Origin of the sequence: Aedoeadaptatus acetigenes (genome assembly GCF_025566985.1) — a bacterium.
In the GTDB taxonomy this organism is placed as follows: domain Bacteria; phylum Bacillota; class Clostridia; order Tissierellales; family Peptoniphilaceae; genus Aedoeadaptatus; species Aedoeadaptatus acetigenes.
Genome location: NZ_JAOQJD010000008.1, coordinates 56,767 through 79,082, shown reverse-complemented (window position 1 = coordinate 79,082; position 22,316 = coordinate 56,767). Strand labels below are relative to the sequence as shown.

At 46.6% G+C, this 22,316-nt stretch carries 14 protein-coding genes; 13 read left to right on the top strand and 1 reads right to left on the bottom strand.

Annotated features, from left to right (window positions below):
- Positions 1-55 precede the first annotated feature (55 nt).
- Positions 56-3,577 carry a pyruvate:ferredoxin (flavodoxin) oxidoreductase gene (gene nifJ, locus OCV31_RS05725; RefSeq protein ID WP_148473352.1) on the bottom strand — a complete coding sequence of 1,174 codons (3,522 nt, stop codon included), beginning with the start codon at positions 3,575-3,577 and terminating at the stop codon, positions 56-58.
- A gap of 812 nt (positions 3,578-4,389) precedes the next feature.
- Here nifJ and OCV31_RS05720 point away from each other — a divergent pair.
- The 13 genes from OCV31_RS05720 (at position 4,390) to OCV31_RS05660 (ending at position 22,114) form a co-directional block, all read left to right on the top strand.
- Positions 4,390-5,556 carry a CD0519/CD1768 family membrane protein gene (locus tag OCV31_RS05720; protein WP_267303829.1) on the top strand — a complete coding sequence of 389 codons (1,167 nt, stop codon included), beginning with the start codon at positions 4,390-4,392 and terminating at the stop codon, positions 5,554-5,556.
- A 108-nt stretch (positions 5,557-5,664) separates the two neighbouring features.
- Positions 5,665-6,024: a hypothetical protein gene (locus OCV31_RS05715; protein ID WP_148473349.1), complete on the top strand. Its 360-nt coding sequence runs from the start codon at positions 5,665-5,667 to the stop codon at positions 6,022-6,024.
- A gap of 211 nt (positions 6,025-6,235) precedes the next feature.
- Positions 6,236-8,752: a YhgE/Pip domain-containing protein gene (locus tag OCV31_RS05710; RefSeq protein WP_267303828.1), complete on the top strand. Its 2,517-nt coding sequence runs from the start codon at positions 6,236-6,238 to the stop codon at positions 8,750-8,752.
- Complete coding sequence (locus OCV31_RS05705) at positions 8,745-10,925, top strand: YhgE/Pip domain-containing protein (RefSeq protein ID WP_148473345.1); 2,181 nt, start codon at positions 8,745-8,747, stop codon at positions 10,923-10,925. Before OCV31_RS05710 ends, OCV31_RS05705 begins: the two co-directional genes overlap by 8 nt.
- 191 nt (positions 10,926-11,116) lie before the next feature.
- On the top strand, positions 11,117-12,460 hold the full coding sequence (locus OCV31_RS05700) for a DUF3798 domain-containing protein (protein ID WP_148473343.1): 1,344 nt from the start codon (positions 11,117-11,119) through the stop codon (positions 12,458-12,460).
- Between the two features lie 76 nt (positions 12,461-12,536).
- Complete coding sequence (locus OCV31_RS05695) at positions 12,537-14,132, top strand: sugar ABC transporter ATP-binding protein (protein ID WP_148473341.1); 1,596 nt, start codon at positions 12,537-12,539, stop codon at positions 14,130-14,132.
- A complete protein-coding gene (locus tag OCV31_RS05690; protein ID WP_267303827.1) occupies positions 14,125-15,195 on the top strand; it encodes an ABC transporter permease subunit in 1,071 nt (356 codons plus the stop codon). The genes OCV31_RS05695 and OCV31_RS05690 overlap by 8 nt, the downstream gene beginning before the upstream one ends.
- Positions 15,188-16,339: an ABC transporter permease subunit gene (locus OCV31_RS05685; RefSeq protein ID WP_148473337.1), complete on the top strand. Its 1,152-nt coding sequence runs from the start codon at positions 15,188-15,190 to the stop codon at positions 16,337-16,339. Before OCV31_RS05690 ends, OCV31_RS05685 begins: the two co-directional genes overlap by 8 nt.
- A gap of 99 nt (positions 16,340-16,438) precedes the next feature.
- Complete coding sequence (locus OCV31_RS05680) at positions 16,439-17,194, top strand: formate/nitrite transporter family protein (RefSeq protein WP_148473335.1); 756 nt, start codon at positions 16,439-16,441, stop codon at positions 17,192-17,194.
- A gap of 174 nt (positions 17,195-17,368) precedes the next feature.
- Positions 17,369-18,022 carry a response regulator transcription factor gene (locus tag OCV31_RS05675; protein WP_148473332.1) on the top strand — a complete coding sequence of 218 codons (654 nt, stop codon included), beginning with the start codon at positions 17,369-17,371 and terminating at the stop codon, positions 18,020-18,022.
- A complete protein-coding gene (locus tag OCV31_RS05670) occupies positions 18,010-18,882 on the top strand; it encodes a sensor histidine kinase (RefSeq protein WP_148473330.1) in 873 nt (290 codons plus the stop codon). Before OCV31_RS05675 ends, OCV31_RS05670 begins: the two co-directional genes overlap by 13 nt.
- A gap of 90 nt (positions 18,883-18,972) precedes the next feature.
- Entirely contained in the window at positions 18,973-19,650 is a 678-nt protein-coding gene (locus tag OCV31_RS05665; protein WP_148473328.1) for an ABC transporter ATP-binding protein, read from the top strand.
- Entirely contained in the window at positions 19,613-22,114 is a 2,502-nt protein-coding gene (locus OCV31_RS05660) for an ABC transporter permease (RefSeq protein ID WP_148473326.1), read from the top strand. The genes OCV31_RS05665 and OCV31_RS05660 overlap by 38 nt, the downstream gene beginning before the upstream one ends.
- Positions 22,115-22,316 lie beyond the last annotated feature (202 nt).

Sequence of the window (22,316 nt, the reverse complement as noted above, 5' to 3'; positions counted from 1 at the left end):
TTTGCGCAAGAAAAGACCCTCGCCGAGGCGAGGGTCTTTGTGATTCAGTTGAAGATTAGTCTTCTTCAGACAGTTCTTTGTAGCGTTTGTAGGTTTGTCTTGCATCTTCTTCCGAAGCGTCGAGAAGTTCTTCGCCTTCTTCGGGGGAGCGACGGAGCAGGGATGCGTAACGGTTTTCGCTCATAAGGAATTCGCGGTAGGACTTGGAGGGTTCCTTGGAATCCATGCTGAAGGGATTTTCGCCCTTGGCGATGAGCTCGGGATTGTAGTGGTACAGTTGCCAGTAGTTACTTTCGACGGCTTCTTTTTGTTGTTTCGTAGCATAAGCCATGCCCTTGGTAATACCGTGGTTGATACAGGGCGAGTATGCGACGATGAGAGAGGGTCCGTCGTAAGCTTCGGCTTCTTTAATGACCTTGATTAAGTGGTTCATATTGGCACCGAGGGCGACCTTGGCGACGTAGATGTCGCGGTAGCTCATGGCCAACAGACCCAAGTCTTTCTTCGCGGTCTTCTTACCTGCAGCGGCAAATTGTACGACAGCACCCTTCGGGGTAGCTTTCGAGGATTGACCGCCGGTGTTGGCGTAAAGTTCGTTGTCAACGACGAGGACGTTTAAGTCGGCGCCTGTTGCGAGGACGTGGTCCAATCCGCCGTAGCCGATGTCATAAGCCCAGCCGTCGCCGCCGTACATCCAGAAGGATTTCTTGGTGAGTTGTTCTTTGTGGGCGAGGACATAGTCTCTTGCCTTCAATGCTTCGCCGTCGAGATCCAGGCGTTTCAGCGCTTCGATCACAGCGTCGCTGCGTTCGCGGGTGCCTTCGCCGACATTGTAGTTGTCGACCCATTCTTTAAAAGCGGCTTTTGCTTCCTTGTCGTCGATGGCGGCATTGACCTTTTCGAGTTCCATGGCCACTTTTTCACGTTGTTGACCGGTAGCCAGGTATAGACCTAAGCAGAATTCCGCATTGTTTTCAAACAACAAGTTGGACCATGCGGGACCGAAGCCTTGGTGGTTGGTGGTGTAAGGTGCGATGGGGAATGCGCAGCCCCAAGCTTGGGAACAACCCGTCGCATTGGCGATGTACATTCTGTCGCCGAAGAGTTGGGTGAGAAGTTTCGCATAGGGAGATTCGGAACAGCCGGCACATGCGCCCGAGAATTCGAGGAGCGGTTGTTCGAATTGACTACCCTTGATAGTGAACTTGTCCATGGGGTTTTTCTTGTGGGACAAGGTCATGGCGTAATCCCAGTTTTCTTGTTCCGGAAGTTGTGTTTCGAAATCTTCGAAGACCAGGGCTTTTTCCTTGGCCGGGCAGGTTTGAACACAGTTGCCGCATCCCGTACAGTCGAGGGGATCCACTTGAATGGCGAATTCGTATTCTTTGAAGCCCTTCGCGGGGAGCGTGCGGAAGTTTTCGGGTTTGTTCTTTGCTTCTTCTTCATCTAACAAGAAGGGGCGAATGGCTGCGTGAGGGCAGACGAAAGAACATTGGTTACATTGGATACAGTTATCCGGTTGCCAACGAGGAACGTGAACGGCGATGCCCCGTTTTTCGAATTTCGAGGTACCCAAGGGAATGAAGCCGGATTCGTAGCCTTTAAATGCGGATACGGGCAGGTCGTCCCCGTGAAGTTCCGTAATGGGAAGCATCATGTTGCGGACGTAGTCGGATAAGGTCGGATCGACTTCCGGTTTTTCCACGGTGAGGTTCTTCCATTCGGCCGGTACTTCGAATTTGCGGAGGTTTTGATAGCCCACTTCGATGGCCTTGTAGTTCATGTTGACGACTTTTTCGCCTTTTTTGCCGTAAGATTTCTTTGCGAATTCCTTCATCAAGCGTTCGGCTTCATCCATGGGGATGATTTCTGCGAGCTTAAAGAATGCGGATTGCAGAATCGTGTTGGTACGACGACCTAAGCCGATTTCTTCAGCCAATTCAACAGCGTCGATGGTGTAGAATTGAATGTCGTTTTCAGCCAGGTATTTCTTAACCTTGTTGGGCAGGTGGCTGACAAGGGTTTCGTCGTCCCAAGTGGTGTTCAACAAGAAGACGCCGCCCGGACGAATTTCGTTGACGATGTCGTAACGGGAAATGTAGCTTTGGTTGTGGCAAGCGATAAAGTCGCCATAGGTGACGGCGTTGCTGTTGCGAATCGGTTCGTGGCCGAAGCGTAGGTTGGATTTGGTGATCCCGCCGGTCTTCTTGGCGTCGTATTCGAAGTACGCTTGTACATACATATCCGTGTTGTCGCCAATGATCTTAATGGAGTTTTTGTTGGCACCGACGGTACCGTCGCCGCCGAGACCCCAGAACTTGCAGTTGATGATCTTGGGATTGCGAATAACGAAGCTGCGATCCACCGGTAAGGAACGATAGGTAACGTCGTCGACGATACCGACGGTGAAGTCGTCTTTCGGTTCGTTTTGATTCAGGTTTTCGAAAATGGCGTTAATTTGTGCGTGGTCCACGTCTTTGGAGGAAAGACCGTAGCGGCCACCGTAAATTTCAGGCGCATTTTCCATGTTGTTGTAAACAGCGGAAACATCTAAGAACAAGGGATCTCTGCCGCCCGGTTCCTTGGTACGGTCGATGACGGAAATCCGTTTGACGCTCTTGGGCATTTCAGCTAAGAAATGCTTCTTGGAGAAGGGGCGGAAGAGGTGTACTTGTAAGTAACCGGTCTTTTGGCCTTCTTCATTTAAACGGTCGACGGTGTCTTTTACCAAACCGCTGACGGAGCCCATACCGACGATGACGTGTTCTGCATCATCTGCGCCGTAGTAATTAAAGAGGCGGTAGTCCGTGCCCTTTAATTCGTTGACTTTATTCATGTAGCTTTCTACGATTTCAGGCAGACGGTCGTAGAAAACGTTAATGGATTCTCTGGATTGGAAGTAAGTATCCGGGTTTTGAACGATCCCTCTTTGTTTCGGGCGTTCCGGATTCATGGCGTTTTGTTTGTAGTGTTCCACGGCATCCCAGTTTAAGAGATTGCCCAGATCTTCGTAATCGAAGACTTCGACTTTTTGAATTTCGTGAGAGGTTCTGAAACCGTCGAAGAAATGCATGAAGGGTACGGAGCCTTCAATGGCTGCCAAGTGGGCGACGGCGGCCAAGTTCATGGTTTCTTGAACATCGCCGGATGCGAGCATGGCCCAGCCTGTTTGACGGCAAGCCATAACGTCCGAATGATCCCCGTAAATAGAAAGAACGTGGGAACCTAAGGTACGTGCGGCAACGTGCATAACGCCCGGGTACAGAGAACCGGCGGTACGGAACATACTGGGGATCATGAGAGCAAGACCTTGCGATGCGGTGTAGGTCGTGGTCAATGCGCCCGCTTCCAAAGAGCCGTGCAGGGTAGCTGCAGCACCGGCTTCAGCTTGCATTTCTACTAAACGTACTTCTTGTCCGAAAAGATTCTTCTTTCCGTCAGCAGACCAGCTGTCGACTGAAGCTGCCATGGGGGAAGAAGGGGTAATCGGGAAAATTGCTGCTACTTCGGTAAATGCGTAAGAGACGTAAGCCGCCGCTTCGTTACCGTCCATAGACTTATAGACTTTTTCGGTCATGTACACACTCCTTAATATTCTTGCGAGTATTATGTCCAATCGTCGGCGGAACCGACAGGTGCGGGGTGCGGCCCGAACATGAAAACGTTATCAGGCTGAATTCCCCGTCCTCGAAAAACATTATATACAAAGGCGTCGAAAAATGATAGCTGATTTTCAGAAAATTGTGAAAAAGCATAATTTCTAAAGAATTTTGTCGACAAACAACAATATTGGCGGATGTAAATTGAAAAAACAAAAAAATGAACGAAGGAAAAGGGGGAAGTTAAAACTTTCACGGTCCGAGGCAAAAATTTTCGGCTGTTTTTTAAATCAAAGGTGAGAAAAATGACGAATCTTCCTTAAAACGCGCGGGTCGAATGATTCGATCGCCGGATTTTTTTAGGGACAGCCGTTGCAATGGTTAACCCGGCCCGATTTGGCGCGTGTATCTTCGGCAGGCGGGAAAGTCGACGAAACAAGGGAAGCGAATCGCCGCATCGACGATAAAAACGAATCCGAAGGCGGAGGTTTACGCCCGTAAGAAAGAGAGGAGGAAAAATTATTTTTGACGGGAAGGACGGTCGGGGTCGGGATTCCGGTTCATAGAATGCTTTTCATCGAGACGTAGTTAATTGAAAGAAGAGATAAATTCTCGTAGAAAAAGTCGTCATAAAAAAGGAGTTGGGCGATTTATTTTTCCTTAAGAGGCCGTGAAGATTTGATTGATCTCGTAGAGAAATTCGATTATAATATACATTTAAATAATCAATTCTCTGTTACCGGAGATGAATCCGAAAAATTTAGGCGCAAACAGGTGTACGGAGGTTTTTATGGACAGCATGAACGGAAAGAAGAAAGTAAAAGCCATAGGTGTCGAGACCTTTGTGTTTCTCGTTATACTTCTCGGCGGATTCTATTTAATCGGTCACAAAATGGGCGTCGGCATGATGTTCAAGACCATGATGGCCACGGCCCACGATCTGCTCTTGTCGACGGTCTTTTTAATTATGGCCATGGCCGTGTTGGCAGGCGCCATTAGCGGCGTCATGTCGGAATTCGGCGCCATCGCCCTGATTAATAAAATCTTCGCGCCCTTGATGAAACCCGTCTGGGGACTTCCCGGTGCCAGCGTCACCGGTGCCGTGGCCACCTTTTTGTCGGACAATCCGGCGATTATTTCCTTTGCAAAGGACAAGACCTTTACCCAGTACTTTAGAAAGTATCAAGTGCCCGCCCTTTGCAATTTAGGGACTTCTTTCGGCATGGGCCTCATCGTCACCACCTTTATGATTGCCCAAGGCGAGGAATTTATCGCGCCGGCCATTATCGGAAATCTCGGCGCCGTCATCGGCTCCGTCGTCAGCGTGCGCCTGATGCTGATTCAAACGAAAAAATATTACGGCGACGTGGCTGAAGATCCCTACGACGAAACCTTGACGGCGGAAGATCTCGAAGGCAAAAATGAATTCCGCTACATTCGCGAAGGCAATCTCTTCCAACGCACCTTGGATGCGCTCCTCGAAGGGGGAAGAAACGGCGTGGATATGGGCGTGTCCGTCATCCCCGGCGTGCTCATCGTCTGTACTTTCGTCATGATGATTACTTTCGGACCCGGCGAGGGTGGCCAATACACCGGCGCGGCCTATGAAGGCGTGGAATTTTTGCCCTTGGTCGGTCAAAAGCTGCAATTTATCTTTGAACCGATCTTCGGATTCCAATCGCCGGAAGCCATTGCCTTTCCCATTACGGCACTTGGCGCCGTCGGTGCGGCGATTTCCCTCGTACCGAACTTTATCGCAACGGGCGTGGCCCTGCCCAACGACATCGCCGTCTTTACGGCCATGGGCATGTGTTGGTCCGGCTATTTAAGCACCCACATCGCCATGATGGACGCCTTGGACTCCAGAGAATTGGCGGGCAAAGCAATTTTGTCCCACACCATCGGCGGCTTGGCGGCGGGCATCGCAGCGCACTTCATTTTTATGCTTATCGGTTAAGACACAAAGGCGCGGAGGAATCTGCGCTTTTTTTCATTGCCCTTTATGAGATTTGTGTTAAAATCATGTAGAAAACCGTGAAAGAAATGGGGAATCAATTTGCAAAGTTTGAATAAAAAAAGATTACGAAGCTATGCCATTCTCGGCATCGCCATGATTTTATTGAGGCAAGGGGTAATGGCCGCGGGATTTATGCGGGCGACCACGAATTTCATCGCCGCATGGGGCATGGCCCTTGCGGGCATCGGCTTTGTCGTCTTTCACCTTGAATTGCGCCGCGGCCGGGGCATATCTCCCGAAGGCGAAGAAGTGCTCTTCGGCGGGCCGATGCTTCACGGCGGGCTTATCGTCGCTTTGTCGCTGTTCTTTTTTGCGCTGACATTGGCAAAGGGCCTGATTATCGGCGTCCTCTTCGGCGGCCTGCTTCTGCTTTTTACGAAGTTAATTCGCAATGTAAAACAATCATAGATGAACAGCCATGGGATCTCTGCGGAGATCCTGTTTTGATTTGAGGCCTGTCTTTTTTTATTTTCAAAATAAGGGAAATAAATGGAGAGGGAAAAGAACGGAAGATTGTGTATTTGCCCCTGTGGCGGGTAAGAATTATAAATCGGAGAAAACCATTTAGCGACCGGTACGGATCAATCGTATATTGGAAAGAGCCTTTATGAAAAAAGTAATGACAATTTTAAAACGGGATTTTAAGCGGATACTGACCAACGAGGCGGCACTTCTCGTTCTCGTGGGCATTTCTTTGCTTCCGTCTTTTTACGCGTGGTTTAATATTGCCGCAAACATGGATCCCTACGGAAATTTGGATCAGGTAAAGATCGCTATCGCCAACGAAGACACCGCCGTGCCCTTTCAGGGGAAGGACCTTAATGCCGGCGACGAAATCGTGGCGGAACTAAAAAAGAACGACCAGCTCGGGTGGACCTTTGTGGATAAAGAGACGGCCATCGAGGGAGTAAAGGCGGGGGATTACTACGCCGCCATCGTCATTCCTTCGGATTTTTCCTCGTCTTTTCTGTCCATTTTAGATGAAGGCGCCATTCGCTTCCCGGCCCTGGATTACTATGTCAACGAAAAACTCAATGCCATCGCGCCGAAGATCACCTCCACAGGGCTCGGCACCCTGGAAGCGCAAATTGACAGTCGCTTCGTGGCCATGAGTTCGGAGATTTTAGGGGAAAAAGTGGCGAAGGCCACGACGGATTTCCGCGGCGAGACGGAGGAAAAGCGCGACGACGCCATTCAAAGTCTGGGCAAGGTGAGTCAAAACCTGACGGAATATGAAACGGTGTTAAAAAACATGGACGACGAGCTGAATCGCCTGTCGGAATTGAGCCGCGGCGCCCGCAAGGACGTCACGGCTTTAAAGGATGCGGTGAAAAAAGGCGAAATCACTTTAGATGAAGCCTCGGCGCTTTTGGAAGAGACTCGTCGGCAAAGTGAAAAGATCGCCGGCGCCTACGAAAACATGATGGACGACATGAATCGCATGGGGCGCATGGCCGACACCTATTCCGAGAAAAAGTACTTATCTTTGGACCGAGACTTTACTTATGAAAAACAGCGCATCGAGCGCAGTCTCGTGGACATGGAATTGATTAACGACATAAACAGACGAATTCTCAGGGATTTGGACACGCTCTCGCCCATACCGAAAGAGGCGCGGCCCTTGGATGTCGTAGGGCGTTGGCAGCAAATCAATAAAAGGAACGGCGCCCTCTTGGACGCCGCGAGGGAGCAAAATGCGGCCATAAAATCGGCGAGGATCTCTCTGGAAGACAACCACCGCACGATTCAAAATCGCCTGAAGGAATCCTCCGACGCCCTCGACGATTTAAGGCTGGACTTTAGGAACAGCGTTCCTCCGATCATGAATCAAAGCTTCGATTTGCTGAATCAAGTGGAAGGACATTTTTCTGCAAGCTTATCCACCATGCCCGTGCTCCTGGACGAATTTGATCGCCTGCTCGGCGACATGGAGGCTATGACCGGCGAAGCCCACAAAACCGTGGAAAATAGCTTGGAAAGTCTTGGACGCGCCCAAAACAGCATTTCCGGCCTACAAAAGGATTTGGGGCAATTGGACCGCGGTCCCCTCTATGAAAAAATTCGCCGGGCCACCATCTTCGACGAAAACACCTTTACCACCTTCATGGAAAGTCCGGTGAAGATCAACGAACACGTGGTTTATCAAAGCGAGAACTACGGCAGCGCCATGACGCCCTTTTTCACGAACCTGGCCCTTTGGGTCGGCGGCATGATTCTTATTTCGATTATAAAAATCGACGTAGACAGAGACGAGTCCGTGGAACCTTTGAGCTTTAAAGGAGCCTACGTCGGCCGCTGGGCCCTCTTTGCCTCGATCGGCCTGATTCAGGCCCTTATCGTCAGTGTCGGCGACCTGTGGCTTTTAAAGGTTCAGTGCGCCCATCCCTTCCTCTTTGTGCTAACGGCCCTCTTGTCCTCCCTGGCCTATGTGTCCATGATCTATTCCTTGGCGGCCACTTTCAGAAACATCGGCAAGGCCATCGCCGTTATCGTGCTGATCTTGCAAATTCCCGGCGCCTCCGGCACCTATCCCATCGAAATGATGGCGCCCTTTTTCCGCTCCATCTATCCCGCGCTGCCCTTCCACTACGGCATCGACGCCATGCGGGAGGCCATGCTCGGCGTGTATGGATTCCACTTGGGAAAATATTGGCTGATATTGCTGGCCTATTTGCCCCTGTCTCTTTTCATCGGCCTGGTCGGTCCTCGGATCTTCGGCGGCCTCAACCATATTTTCGATTTAAAACTGGCGGAAAGCGAGTTGATCCACGGCGACCTTCCGGAGAAACAAAGCATTATGAGCGGCGACTTGATCCCCATGATTTTATCCCAAGATACTCGAGGCTTGGCGCAGGTGAAGGATAAGCACGCGCGCTTCTTTGCCGGCTACGAAAAAAAGAAGTACTATGCCTTTGTGGCCTTGGCCCTGGTGCCCGGCATTTCCCTCTGTCTGCTCCTGGGCATGGACACAAAGATTCGCTACCTGGTCATTTGGGTCGCCTCCATCATCGCCTTTGCCACCTATTTGATTTGGCTTGAATATTACCGCCGTCGCTACGAAGTGGAAGCAGAGTGGTTAGCCCTTTCCGAATCGGAAGTACTGGATCGACTGAAAGAGAGGGACGCCCATGAATAAAATTAAGAACCATATTAAGGAAGATTTTTCCAGAATTAAAAACAACAGCATTGTCCTCGTGTTGTTTTTGGGCATTAGTTTGATTCCCTGCCTCTACGCCTGGTTTAACATTGCCGCCTCCTGGGATCCTTACAAACATACGGAGAACATTCCCATGGCCGTGGTCAATGAAGATAAGGGTTACGAGCCCACCTTGATTCCCAAAACCTTTGACATCGGCGAGAAGCTGAAAATGAACCTCGCCGTGGAAGAGACGGTGAATTGGATCTTTACGGATCGGGAAGATGCCGTAGAAGGTGTGAAAAGCGGCACCTATTACGCCGCCATTATTATTCCCGCCGATTTCAGTGAAAAGATGTTTTCATTCCTGTCTCCGGGAGGCGAAGCGCCGGAGCTGGAGTACTACGTCAACGAAAAGAAAAACGCCATCGCCCCGAAAGTTGTGGGAAAAGAAGCGGGCAATCTGACCGATTGGGTGAAAGAAACCTTCACGAAAACCCTCTACGACACGGTCTTCGATTCCCTCCTGACGTTCAAAGAAGACGGGGAAAATGCCCGCACCGACGCCCTGTGGGATCAGCTGCAGCAACAATTGGGCCAAAGCAGCGACGCCTTAAGTGTGCAGGCCGCCACCCTGCGCTCCTTTAAACAATTGGCCGAGGCCTCGAAAGTGGTCATGAAAAGCGGCGACAATCTCATGGATACGTCCAAAAGCGCCCTGGACGAAAACATGGGGCGAATGAAGGAAGATCGAAAGGATTTAAATGAATTAAAATCCACATTAAACCTCTTTCGCCGAAACATGGAAACGGCTTTGGATAAAAACATTGCCTACATGGAAAAATTAGGCGGCGACGTGGACGACCTTTTCGAAGACGGAGAAGCGAAGCGCGACCGCTTTGTGGCCAATCGTCGGGCCGTGATCAGCACCTTGGAACAGGACATCAAAGACAAAGAAGAGATGGTGAGAAAAATCACGGATCTCAATGACGAACTCCCCATTCCCCTTATGGGCTTGGAACGGGCAGCGGAAAAAATTTGCCGAAGCAAAGGCTACGAAGAGGCCATGCTCAAGGATCTTAAGGCCGTGGACGACGGGGAGGCCGAAGCCTACGAAGACATCGCCGCCTTGCGCCGTGAATTTCTCGACAGCAAAGAGAGAAACCAAGAGAATTTAGATGCCCTTCGCCGGGAAATCAACGAAACCATGTTTGCGCGTTTGGATTCCGTTCAAAATCAATTGGACGGCGTGGGCAAAGATACAGAAAAACTCTGGGCCGATGCCCGTCAGTCGGCGAAGGAAGTGGCCCGCCTGTCGGCCCGGCTTCAGGGAAATTTGTCCGATCTATCAAATCATATGGATCGTTCCATTGATTTAATCGACGGGGCGAAACAATCCGTCGACGACCTCTACGACAAAACCGTGGTATTGGAAAATTCCGAAGGCGTGGACAAGATAAAACTCTTTTTATCGGAAGATACGAAACAGTTGAGCCAATTTCTCGCCAAGCCCATGCAGACGCGCATCCACCACATATTTGCCGTGGAAAACTACGGATCGGCCATGGCGGCCTTCTACACGACCTTGGCACTGTGGGTCGGCGCGGTCATCCAGGTGGCGTTGATCGACGTGAAGACGCCGGCGTCCTACGAAGAAAAATACGGCGAATTTAAGCCCCACGAGCAGTATTTGGGAAGGCTCAGTCTGTTTCTGATTATCGCCACCATCCAAAGCCTGCTCATCGCCCTGGGCGACCTGTACTTTTTGGATATTCAGTGTTTGCATCCGGCTCATTTTCTCTTTACAACCTGGGTGGCGTCCATGGTATTTACCATGGTCATCTACACCCTGACCGTCTCCTTCGGCGACATCGGAAAAGCTATCTGCGTCGTGCTCATGGTGATTCAGGTGGCGGGCAGCGGCGGGACCTTTCCCATCGACGTGGCGCCGAAATTTTTCAGGACCATGTATCCCTTCCTGCCCTTCGTACACAGCATGAATGCCATGAAAGAAACCATCGCCGGTTTTTACGGCGCAACCTACACTCGGTCCCTTTTGATCCTTCAAATCTATCTGATCGGATCGTTGGTGCTCGGCCTCGTTCTCAGAAAGCCCATTGTAAAATTGAACGACCGCTTTATGGAGCGTTTGGAAGAGACCAAAATTATGTAGACAAACGAGAAAAAATCTTCTCTGTCCTTTTTGCGACGGGGAAGATTTTTTATTATAAATTGTTTCAAGAGGGAAACTAGAAAAGACTTTTATAATTCCTTGACTTTCGGACTTTAGTAGACTAGAATATTAGCAACTTAAGGAAAAACTTAAGTGCAGAAAAAATACTTAGGGATTTAGGAGAGATGACTATGAAACTAAGAAGAAGACGCATTCTGTCCATGGCTCTCGTAGCCATGATGCTGTTAGTGTTCACGGCAGCCTGCACCAAAGTCGATACCGGAAAAGCCGGCGACAACGGCGGCAAAGATGCGCCCCAAGAAGCCACGCGTGCAAAATACGAAACCTTAAAAGACGGCGACACGATCCATATCGGTATTGTAACCGGTACCGTATCCCAAGCGGAAGACGAATTCCGTGCGGCTCAAGAAGCCATTAAGAAATACGGCAACGCCGACGAAGGCGGCATGATTCGCCACGACACCTATCCCGACCGTTTCGAAGCGGAACAAGAAACCACCATTTCCAAAATCGTCGCCATGGCAGACGACCCGGACATGCGCGCTGTCATCGTGAACCAAGCGGTTCCCGGAACTTCCGCCGCATTCCAACAAATCCGCGCCAAACGCCCGGACATTATCTTAATTAACTTGACGGCTCAAGAAGATACGGTCATGGCTGAAAACAGCTCGGACTTAGTATTAGACGCCGACAACGTCAGCCGCGGCTACCGCATCATCAAGGCTGCAAAAGACATGGGCGCAACGAAGTTTGCACACATTACCTTCCCCCGCCACATGTCCATCGAGCTTTTGGCTCTTCGCCGTGCCATTATGGAAGAAGCCTGCAAGGACTTAGGTCTTGAATTTATTTCCTTAAACGCTCCCGACCCGACCACCGACATCGGTGTTCCCGGCGCACAACAATACATCGCAGAAAACATTCAACCCTGGATCGACAAGTACGGCAAGGACACGGCGTTCTTCTGTACCAACGACGCCCACACGGAACCCTTGTTAAGAGGGGTCGCAGCCGGCGGCGCCATCTTCGTCGAACAAGACTTACCTTCTCCGATTATGGGTTATCCGAAAGCATTCTCCGTCGACATTCAAGACAAGGCCGGTGACTGGCAAGCCATCAACGCCGAAGTCGAAAAAGCAGTCGTCGCAGCCGGCGGTTCCGGTCGCATGGGTACCTGGGCATACTCCTTAGGTTACTCCCTCACCTTAGGTGCCGTTGACTTAGTTCAAGAAGTTCTCCACGGCAAAATGGAACTCACCAACATCGACAACATCATCGACTGCATCGACAATTACACCGAAGGTGCAAAATGGATGGCCGTCAACTACGTCGACCGCGCATCCGGCGAAAAGAAAGACAATCACGTCCTGCTCGCGCAAGATACCTACGTCTACGGCAAGGGTTACCTGGGCATGGATAAGGTCGAAGTACCTGAAAAATACATGACCATGAATATCGACTTGGATGCCATTAAAGCATCGCAAGAACAAGCGGAAGGCGAAACAGGTGAATAATCGTCACTAGACGAGCATACGCATCGGAGATAAACCAGCGATTTTCGTTGGTTTATTTCCTGTTAGGAGGTAAATTTTGGCTGAGAACATGTTGGAGGTTCGACATGTCGAAAAGCGCTTTGGAGAAAACGTCGTATTGAGAGACGTGAGCTTCGCCCTGGCGCCCGGGGAAATTCTCGGGCTCGTCGGCGAAAACGGCGCAGGCAAATCGACCTTAATGAACATTATCTTCGGAATGGAAGTCATCCGGGACACCGGCGGCTTCGACGGAGAAATTTTACTGAACGGAGAGCCCATCGACTTTAAATCCCCCATCGACGCGTTGGATGCGGGGATCGGCATGGTGCATCAGGAATTTAACTTAATTCCCGGTTTTACCGCCGCCGAAAACATTACGTTTAATATGGAGCGAACCAAGCAATCGGTGATCTCTTCCATCTTCGGAAAGAAGTACGCCACCATTGACACGGAGGCAAACATCGCCCTCTCCGGCGAATCCCTTGATACCTTAGGCGTGGCCATCGACCCGAGAGGGATGGTGTCTGAAATGCCCGTAGGTCATAAACAGTTTATCGAAATCGCTCGGGAAATTACCCGGGAAGATGTGAAGCTTATTATTATGGACGAGCCCACCGCCGTCTTGACGGAATCGGAAGCCGACCAACTGATGGCGGCCTTGAAACGATTGTCGGATTTGGGCATCGCCATTATCTTCATTACCCACCGGTTGAGAGAGATCTTAAATGTGTGCGATTCCATCGTCGTCTTAAGAGACGGCGAAATCGTGGAACGCCGAAAAAACGAAGGTCTCAATATCGACCAAATCGCCGCGTGGATGGTGGGCCGTGAAAACGGCATTCGTCCCGAAGCGAGAGAAGAACGAAGAAAGACTTCTGAGGAAGTGGCCCTCAGCATTCGGAACCTGGCCGTGGACATGCCCGGCGAACAGGTTTACGATGTGAATCTCGACGTCTGTGAAGGGGAGATCTTAGGCATCGCCGGTCTCGCCGGCCAAGGCAAACTCGGCATCGCCAACGGCATCTTGGGCACCTATCCCGTCACGGGCTCCGTGGAATTTCACGGAAAGCCCTTGGAGCTCGGAAACACCAATAAAATATTAAAAAGCAAAATCGCCTTTGTTTCCGAAGACCGTCGGGGCGTGGGCCTCTTGCTGGACGAGCCCATTTACTGGAACATTTCCTTTAACGCCATGCAGGTGCAAAATAAATTCGTGAAACGCGTCCTCGGGATGCGCTTCAGAGACGAAGCGGAAATGCGTCGCGTCTCTGACGAATACATTCAGTCCCTAGCCATTAAAACCACCGGCGGCGATCAAAAGGCCGGGAACCTTTCCGGGGGCAATCAACAAAAAGTCTGCCTCGCCAAGGCCCTGTGCATGGATCCGGAGCTTCTGTTTGTATCGGAGCCCACCCGGGGGATTGACATCGGCGCCAAAGAATTGGTGTTAAACGCTCTTGAAAAAATCAATCGGGAAGAAGAGACGACCATCGTCATGATCTCTTCGGAACTGGAAGAATTGCGCAGCATTTGCGACCGCATCGCCGTCATCTGTGAAGGGCGCATCGCGGGGATCTTGCCTGCGACGGAAGATCCGAGAAAATTCGGCTTGTTAATGAGTGGTGAGAAAGTAGAGGTGGATACTCTTGAATAAAACATGGATTCAACGAATCGGGCTGCCTCGACTGATCATCGGTCTGTTCCTATTGGCCCTCTTCGTGGCGGCGCCTGCCGCCGGCGTGTCCCTGGGCGATTCCGTCGAAAACGTCCTGGCGCGCTTCGGCATGTTCTCAATCCTAGTTCTTAGTTTGATTCCCATGGTCCAATCGGGCTGCGGGCTGAACTTCGGTTTGCCCATCGGCGTCGTCGCCGGCATCTTAGGCGGTGTCACCAGCATCGAATTCGGTCTCACGGGTTTTGCCGGCATCTTCTTAGGGATGCTTTTAGGCGCCTTGGTGGCCATCGTCTTCGGATGGGGTTACGGCGTTTTGTTAAACAAAATCAAAGGCGACGAAATGTTGATCGCCACCTACGTCGGCTATTCCTTTACGGCATTTATGTGTATGATCTACTTGATCCTGCCCTACAAAAACCCGGTTTCCGTATTAAGTTACGCCGGCAAGGGCCTTTCCCAACAAATTCCCGTCGCCGATTACTGGATGAACAGCGCCGTGGATGCGGCGGGAACGAGAACCTCCACCGGCGTCTTGACGGACTTCTTAAGCTTCCACATTTTCGGCGTGCGCATTCCCGTGGGAATGTACTTGATCTTCGCCATCCTGGCACTGGCCGTGTGGGCCTTCTTCCGTACGAAAACCGGTACGGCCATGACCGCCGTGGGATCGAACCCGGAATATGCCAGAGCCGGGGGCATTAACATCAACCGCATGCGCCTGTTCTCGGTCATTCTTTCCACCGTCATCGCCGCTGTGGGCATTATCGTCTATCAACAATCCTACGGATTTATTCAGCTCTATCAATCGCCCCTGTCCTTTACCTTCCAAACCGTCGCGGCCCTCTTAATCGGCGGTGCCAGCATTAACAAGGCGACGATCCCCAATGTCATCATCGGGACCTTCCTGTTCCAGGGGATTATTACCTTGACGCCGACAGTCATCAACGGCGCCATTAACATCGACGTGTCGGAAGTTCTCAGATTGATCGTCACCAACGGTATGATCGTCTACGCATTGACCAGGAGGAATCGCAATGAATAAGTCCTTTACATCAAAGCTGTCGCGATACGCCGTGCCGATTCTCTTTACAATCATCATCGCCATCGGCTTATGGATCGCAAAGCCCCCCTTAAGTTATGTGACGTCGGAAATCGGCAAGCGCATGGTGCGCAACACCTTCCTCGTCCTTTCCCTTATTATTCCCATTATCGCCGGCATGGGGATCAACTTCGGTATCCCCTTGGGAGCCATGAGCGGCCAAATCGGTCTGATCTTCGCCCAAGACTGGGGCATCACCGGCCCGGCAGGTATCTTGGTCGCCGTATTAATCGGAACGCCCATCGCCATTATGCTGGGTAAATTCTCCGGCCACGTCTTAAACCGTGCCCGAGGTCGAGAAATGATCACCTCCATGATGCTCGCCTTCTTTATGCTGGGCGTGTACATGCTCTTTTTGCTCTACCTGTGCGGGTCACTTGTGCCCATGCACAATCAATCCATGATTTTGTCGAAGGGCTACGGGATTAAAAACTCAATCACCCTGACGACGGGTCATGCCATCGACAACATTCTGCTCTACAACATTAATTTCCCCGTGACGGCGAAACAGTCCGTCAACATCGACATCCCCGTGGTGACGATTTTGATCATCGCCCTGCTCTGCGTGTTTATCGTATGGTTCAAAAAGACCAAGCTGGGCCACGACATGAAGGCCGTCGGCATGGACCAAGTCATTTCCAGAAATGCCGGGATCTACTCCGACAAAGTGCGGGTACAATCCATCGTCATCTCCACGGTACTGGCGTGCTACGGGCAAATTATCTATCTGCAAAACATCGGTACCCTGGCTACCTACGCCGGGCAAGACCAAGCGGCCCTTTACGCGGCGGCCTCCATCCTCGTCGGCGGCGCCAGTGTTATGCGGGCCTCCATTCCCAACGCCGTTTTGGGAACCATGCTGTTCCACTTAATGTTTATTATCCTGCCCCAAGCCGGCCGGATCCTTACCGGCGACGCCATGATGGGCGAGTACTTCCGTACCTTCATCTCCTACGGCGTCGTAACCGTTGCCCTGATTATGCACGCGTACAACCGCCTGAAACAAGCGGAAGAAGCGCGTCAGGAAAACAGGCGAGAGGCATTGGGTGGCGGCGAACCCACATCCGGTGAATCGGCGGCATCGTAACATGATTAAGAGACTCGAAAGGGTCTCTTTTCATTTTGATCGCAAGAGGTGGTAAAATAAATAGCATCGAAAAAGGATTGGTTTTTGTAGGAGGTGTTTATGTTTAAAAATGAAGTCGACCGCGTCGGGCAAGCGGCGGCGGACAAGGTTCGCTTTTTAAGGGAAAATCCCGGCGGCTATTTCGTCTCATCCCTTATGGCGGGCATGTACATCGGTTTCGGTATTTTGCTTTCCTTTACCATTGGCTCCATGGGCTCCTTGCCTCTCATGAAGCTCTTCATGGGCATGTCCTTCGCCTGTGCCTTGAGTTTGGTCGTTATGGCCGGGGCGGAGCTTTTTACGGGCAACAACATGATTATGGCCACGGGCTTTTTGAAAAAAACCGTGTCGGCCAAGGAGGTGCTGAAGCTCTGGCTGATTTGCTATGCGGGCAATTGGCTGGGAAGCATTCTTCTCGCCTGGATTTTTTCCCGCACCGGGCTCATGACCGAGGCTTTTTGCGAGACGGTGGCGAAGGCGGCTGCGGCAAAGGTGAGCATTCCCTTCGGTGCGCTGCTTCTTCGCGCCGCATTATGTAATATGCTCGTATGCCTCGGCGTGTGGTGCTCCATAAAAATGGCCTCGGAGTCGGGGAAACTGATTATGATCTTCTGGATCATCGTCATCTTCTTCACGGCAGGCTTCGAACACTCCGTCGCCAATATGACCTTGCTCACTTTGGATTTTCTCGCACCGCACACGGCCATGACCGCAGGGGCTTATATGTATAATCTTTTAACCGTCACCTTGGGAAATATTTTAGGCGGCGTGTTTCTCGTGGCACTGCCTTACGTCCTTATGGGCAAAAATGAATAGCATGTCTTCTTCAGATGAAAGATGACAAGATAACAAGGCGGTTTTAGATCCTTTTAATGAAAGACTTCATCCTATAATATTTAAACGGCATGAAGGTATTTATCTTTGTGTCGATTTTTTAAGAGTTCGATATAAAATTTATAATAATGGATGTGGAATATGGTGGTAAAAGGCATGAAAAAGATACTAATAATCGAAGATGATAAAAATTTAAATAAAGGTCTCTCAATCGCTTTGAATAAGGACTATGAGGTTTTCTCTGTAAGCACAATGAGTGAAGCCAAAACTTTTATTGATGATACCGATTTGATTTTACTTGATATGAATTTGCCGGATGGAGATGGACTTGAAATAATAGAATACACGAGACAAGGTTCGTCAATTCCTATTATAGTTTTATCAGCTATAGATTTAGAAGCATATATCATTTCAGCCATAAATTTAGGGGCAGACGACTATTTAACCAAACCTTTTTCTCTAGGAATCCTAGAAGCAAAGATAAAAAGAGCCTTTGAAAAAATAGTGTCTTGTGATTTAAATCTTTATAAGAAAGAGGGTCTAGACTTTGATTTCAATAAAAATATTTTCTATGTAGGTAATAAAAACATAGATTTCACAAGGACCGAGACAAAACTGTTGTACTATCTAATAAAAAACAAGTCTCAAGTTATAACTAAGGAATTGCTATTTGATTTTGTTTGGGGAACAGATGATGAATTTATTGATCAAAATACATTGAGTGTCAATATTTCTAGAATCAGAAACAAATTAAAACCTTATGACCCTATAGATACAGTCTTTGGAGTTGGCTATAAATGGAATTATTAATAAGTATTCTAGTAATTATAATTGGAATTCTTGCATTTAAATACATCGTCTTGAGAAATGAAATGCGTGAATTTTCAGCTTATATTGACAAGGCTTTAGCCGGAGATTTAGAAACTACTGAATTTGATGAAAAAGAATTATCTAAAATTAAATCAAAACTCATTAAATTCTTATATGCCAGCCAAATAAAAGAAGCGAAAATAAATGCAGAAAAAAATAAAACAAGAGATTTAATAGCAGACATATCTCATCAAACCAAGACGCCAATCGCCAACCTTTCTCTATACATGAGTCTCTTAGAAGAAGATCCAAAAGATGAGTATATTGAAATTATAAAATATGAGTTAGAGAAACTAAAATTTTTAATCGATACTCTTGTAAAATCTTCTAGACTTGAAACTGACATTATTGGACTACAAATAAGTCCAGTAAATCTAAAAGACGTAGTAAAAGAGGTTTTAGAAGAGTTTGCAACCATCTTATCGGAAAAAAATATAAGAGTTATTTTGAAAGATGAAGACTTAATTTTTGATATAGACGAAAGATGGCTTAAAGAAGCAATCCATAATCTAATAGATAATGCCATAAAATACTCGCCAAATGGGTCTACTATCACTATTTCAGTTTATAAATCTTACCTGAATTACAATATAGACATAGAGAATGAGTGCCAAGACGTATCAGAAGAAGCTTTGCCAAAAATATTTGAAAGGTTTTATAGGGGCAAAAATTCAGTTTCCAAGGACGGTTTGGGTTTAGGTCTTTATATAGCCAGAGAAATTATAGAAAAACATGGTGGCAATGTAAAAGCATCATTGAACGAAAATAGAATAAAACTTTCAGTAGACTTCCCCTTGTGAGAAGTCTTTTTTATCTTACAAAACAGTAAGAAGTCTTGTAAGTACTTTGTAAGACAGGAATGTTATATTAAATGTAAAGAGGTGACATATATGTTAAAAGTAGAAAATTTAAAAAGATTTTATAAAACAAATGATGTTGAGGTGAAAGCTCTTGATGGAGTAACTTTCGATGTAAATAAGGGAGAATTTATTTCTATAATCGGAGCATCAGGATCTGGCAAATCAACTCTTTTACATTTACTGGGGGGACTTGATTATCCTACAAGCGGAAAAGTTTTAATTGATGATACCGACATTTATGCATTGAAAGATGATGAGAGAACCATTTTTAGAAGAAGAAATATTGGTTTTGTCTTTCAGGCATATAATCTCTTGCCCATGCTAAATGTATATGAGAATATAATTATTCCCTTTGGTCTTGATGGGGACAAAGTGGATAAGAGATATGTTGATTCCGTAATAGACATTCTAGAAATAAGTGATCAAAAATATAAAATGCCTAATGAATTATCTGGTGGACAGCAACAAAGGGTTGCCATAGCAAGAGCCTTGGTTACCAAACCATCTTTAATTCTAGCTGACGAACCTACAGGAAATTTGGATTCAAAATCTTCTTCCCAAGTTGTTTACTTACTAAAAAAGATTAATAAAGAGCTTGGAAATACTATTCTTATGATTACTCACGATGATGCCGTCGCTCAAGCTGCAGAAAAAACTATAAGGATAGAAGATGGAAAGCTGGTGGGAAAAAATGAAAGTCAACAATAAGGCTTATATAAGGCGTCTTGCAAAAAGTATTTTAAATGCGAATAAAAGTAGGAGAAATATACTCTTATTAGCCATTGCCTTAACTTCTATACTATTTACGAGCCTATTTTCAGTAGCCTTAGGGTTAGGAAAAAGCATGGAAACTCAAACGATGAAAACTATTGGAACAATCAGCCATGGCTCTTTTAAAGAACTTTCTGACAAAGACATAAGTATTTTATCCAAGGATAAAGACATAAAGGAATTTTCAATAAGAGAGAAAGTTGGTATTCTTGATGATGAAAAAATAAGTGCAGAACTATCCTATATAGATAACAATGGATTTGAGTGGTCACTAATAGAAAAAGTTAAAGGGAAATTTCCTGAAAAAGAAAACGACGTATTTATAGATTTGGCAACTGCAAAAAAGTTAGGTTATCAGGGTGAAATTGGTGAAGAGATAGAAGTTCCTTTCAATATAGAAAGACCTTACACAGGAGAAATTATCGAAAAGAAAAGTGATAAATTTATTATATCGGGGACTTTCCAAAATCCTATTGACTCCAATGTTGGTGTAGGACAAATCTATTTATCAAAAGCGTATGTAGATAAATTATCTCTTCCAGAAAATAATAAAGATGTGGAGGTAATGCTAAAGAATTCCTTTATGATAAGAGATAAGCTTTTAAACATTGCAGAGAGAAATGGTTATAAGGTGGCAGATAATCCCGGGCATTTATCAGATAAGGAAATAAGAATTGGTGTTAACTTTGCATATCTTTTATCTGGTGATTCTAGTTTTGATTTTAAAACATTTCTACCCTTCTTAGCTTTTTTAATTTTGGTAATGGTCGCAGGATACTTAATTATAAACAATATTTTTAAGATATCCGTTAATGAAGATATTAAACTTCTGGGACTTTTAAAAACAATTGGAATGACAAGGCCGCAAATCAAAAAACTTATTCATCTAGAGTCTTTAGCAACCTCCCTTCCAGCAATAATAGTTGGAGATATAGTAGGAATTTCTATCGGGAAAATCATTTTAAATAAAATATTTGCCAATAATGAGATGCTAACGGATGTAAAATTATCGCTCATTGTAATAATCTTAATTATCTTATTTTCGACAGCCTTTACTTTGCTTACAGTATTTCTATCGGTTATGAGGCCTGCAAGGTATGCAGCCAAAGTTTCTCCAATAGAAGCCAGCAGATACAATGAAACCACAATAAAAAAGAAATATAAAAGCGAGAATATTACTCTAGGCAAGCTTGCTAGAAGACAGGTATTTTCCAATAAATTTAGATTTGTGTCGATTGTACTTTCCATTAGCCTTTCGGCAGTTATTCTAAACAGTGTGTTAACCTATACTGGAAATATTGATTTAGAAAAGGGCGTTTCTGATGTCATTGCAACAGACTATAATATAGCAAGCCCAAAATATTTTAGGTATATGTACTCAGGAAGTGAGGATGGAATTAACGAAAAGTTTATTGATGAGATAGAAAACCATAAAGGTTATAAAGGTGGGGGAGCATTATACTATTATGGTTATGAGCACACGTATCCAGATATTAAAATAGAAGATCATAGAATTGCTCCAATTCTATTTGGTATAGATGAGTTTCTAATAAACAAACAAAAAATTACAGAGGGGGACTTCGATAAAGATAAATGGCAAACCGGGAATTATGTCATGCTTGGAGAATATGGAGATAAAAAATCCGCATTTAAAACTGGCGATAAAATAAAAATCAATGTAAAAAACAAGGTAAAAGAAGTCCAAGTGATGGGCAAGGTTGAATATAATTTTTCAAATGGATTAAGATATTTTCCTGTAATTAAGGAAGATGTAAATGACGAGTCAAGTACTACTTTAGGCTTGGAGTATATTTATATGAATCCGAATGAGTATAAAAAACTCACAGGTGATAAAAGCATCATGTCCTATGGATTTGATGTAGAAAAGAGTGAAAAGGAGAATTTTGATAAGCTGTTAAAATCTTTTGAAAATGAACCAGGATTTTCCTACGATTCAAGAAATCTTCAGATCAAATCTACAATGGAATTCAAAAATCTAATAGAATTTGCCGGCTACAGTTTATCAATCGTGTTGTTCTTAATATCTGTATTGAACTTTATTAATGTTATTGCGACTGAAATATTGAGAAACATGGTGAACCTATCAATCCTTGAAGCAATTGGAATGACAAAGAAAAACATCAAAATATATTTAGTGAAAAAGAATTTGATTTATTCTTTTTGTGGCTTAGTATGTTCTTTTATTATTATGCTTCTTGTTGATCAATATATCTTGATAGATTTTATGGAACAGACGAAGTGGACATCCTTTAGATTTGTGATTAGACCTCTTATTCTTGTGAACTTTGCGAATATAATCATTGGAATAATATTTACTTGTAAGTTTTATGAAAAGCATAGTCAAAACAGTCTTGTAGGTAGAATTAAAAGTTTAGAATAGAATCATTCATGTTGTGTTAGCAAGAGAAAAGGCTATGAGCATTCAAGTTCATAGCCTTTTCTCTTGCCATCTAAGGATTCCCTACACTGGCTCTTATAAGATTTGCATTTAGTGAGCCGCTCGGGCCGCTTTTTTGTTTTAGTCAATGGGCTTTCATGATATAGTGAATGGAAACACAGAATTGTAGAAAGGGAAAGGAAGA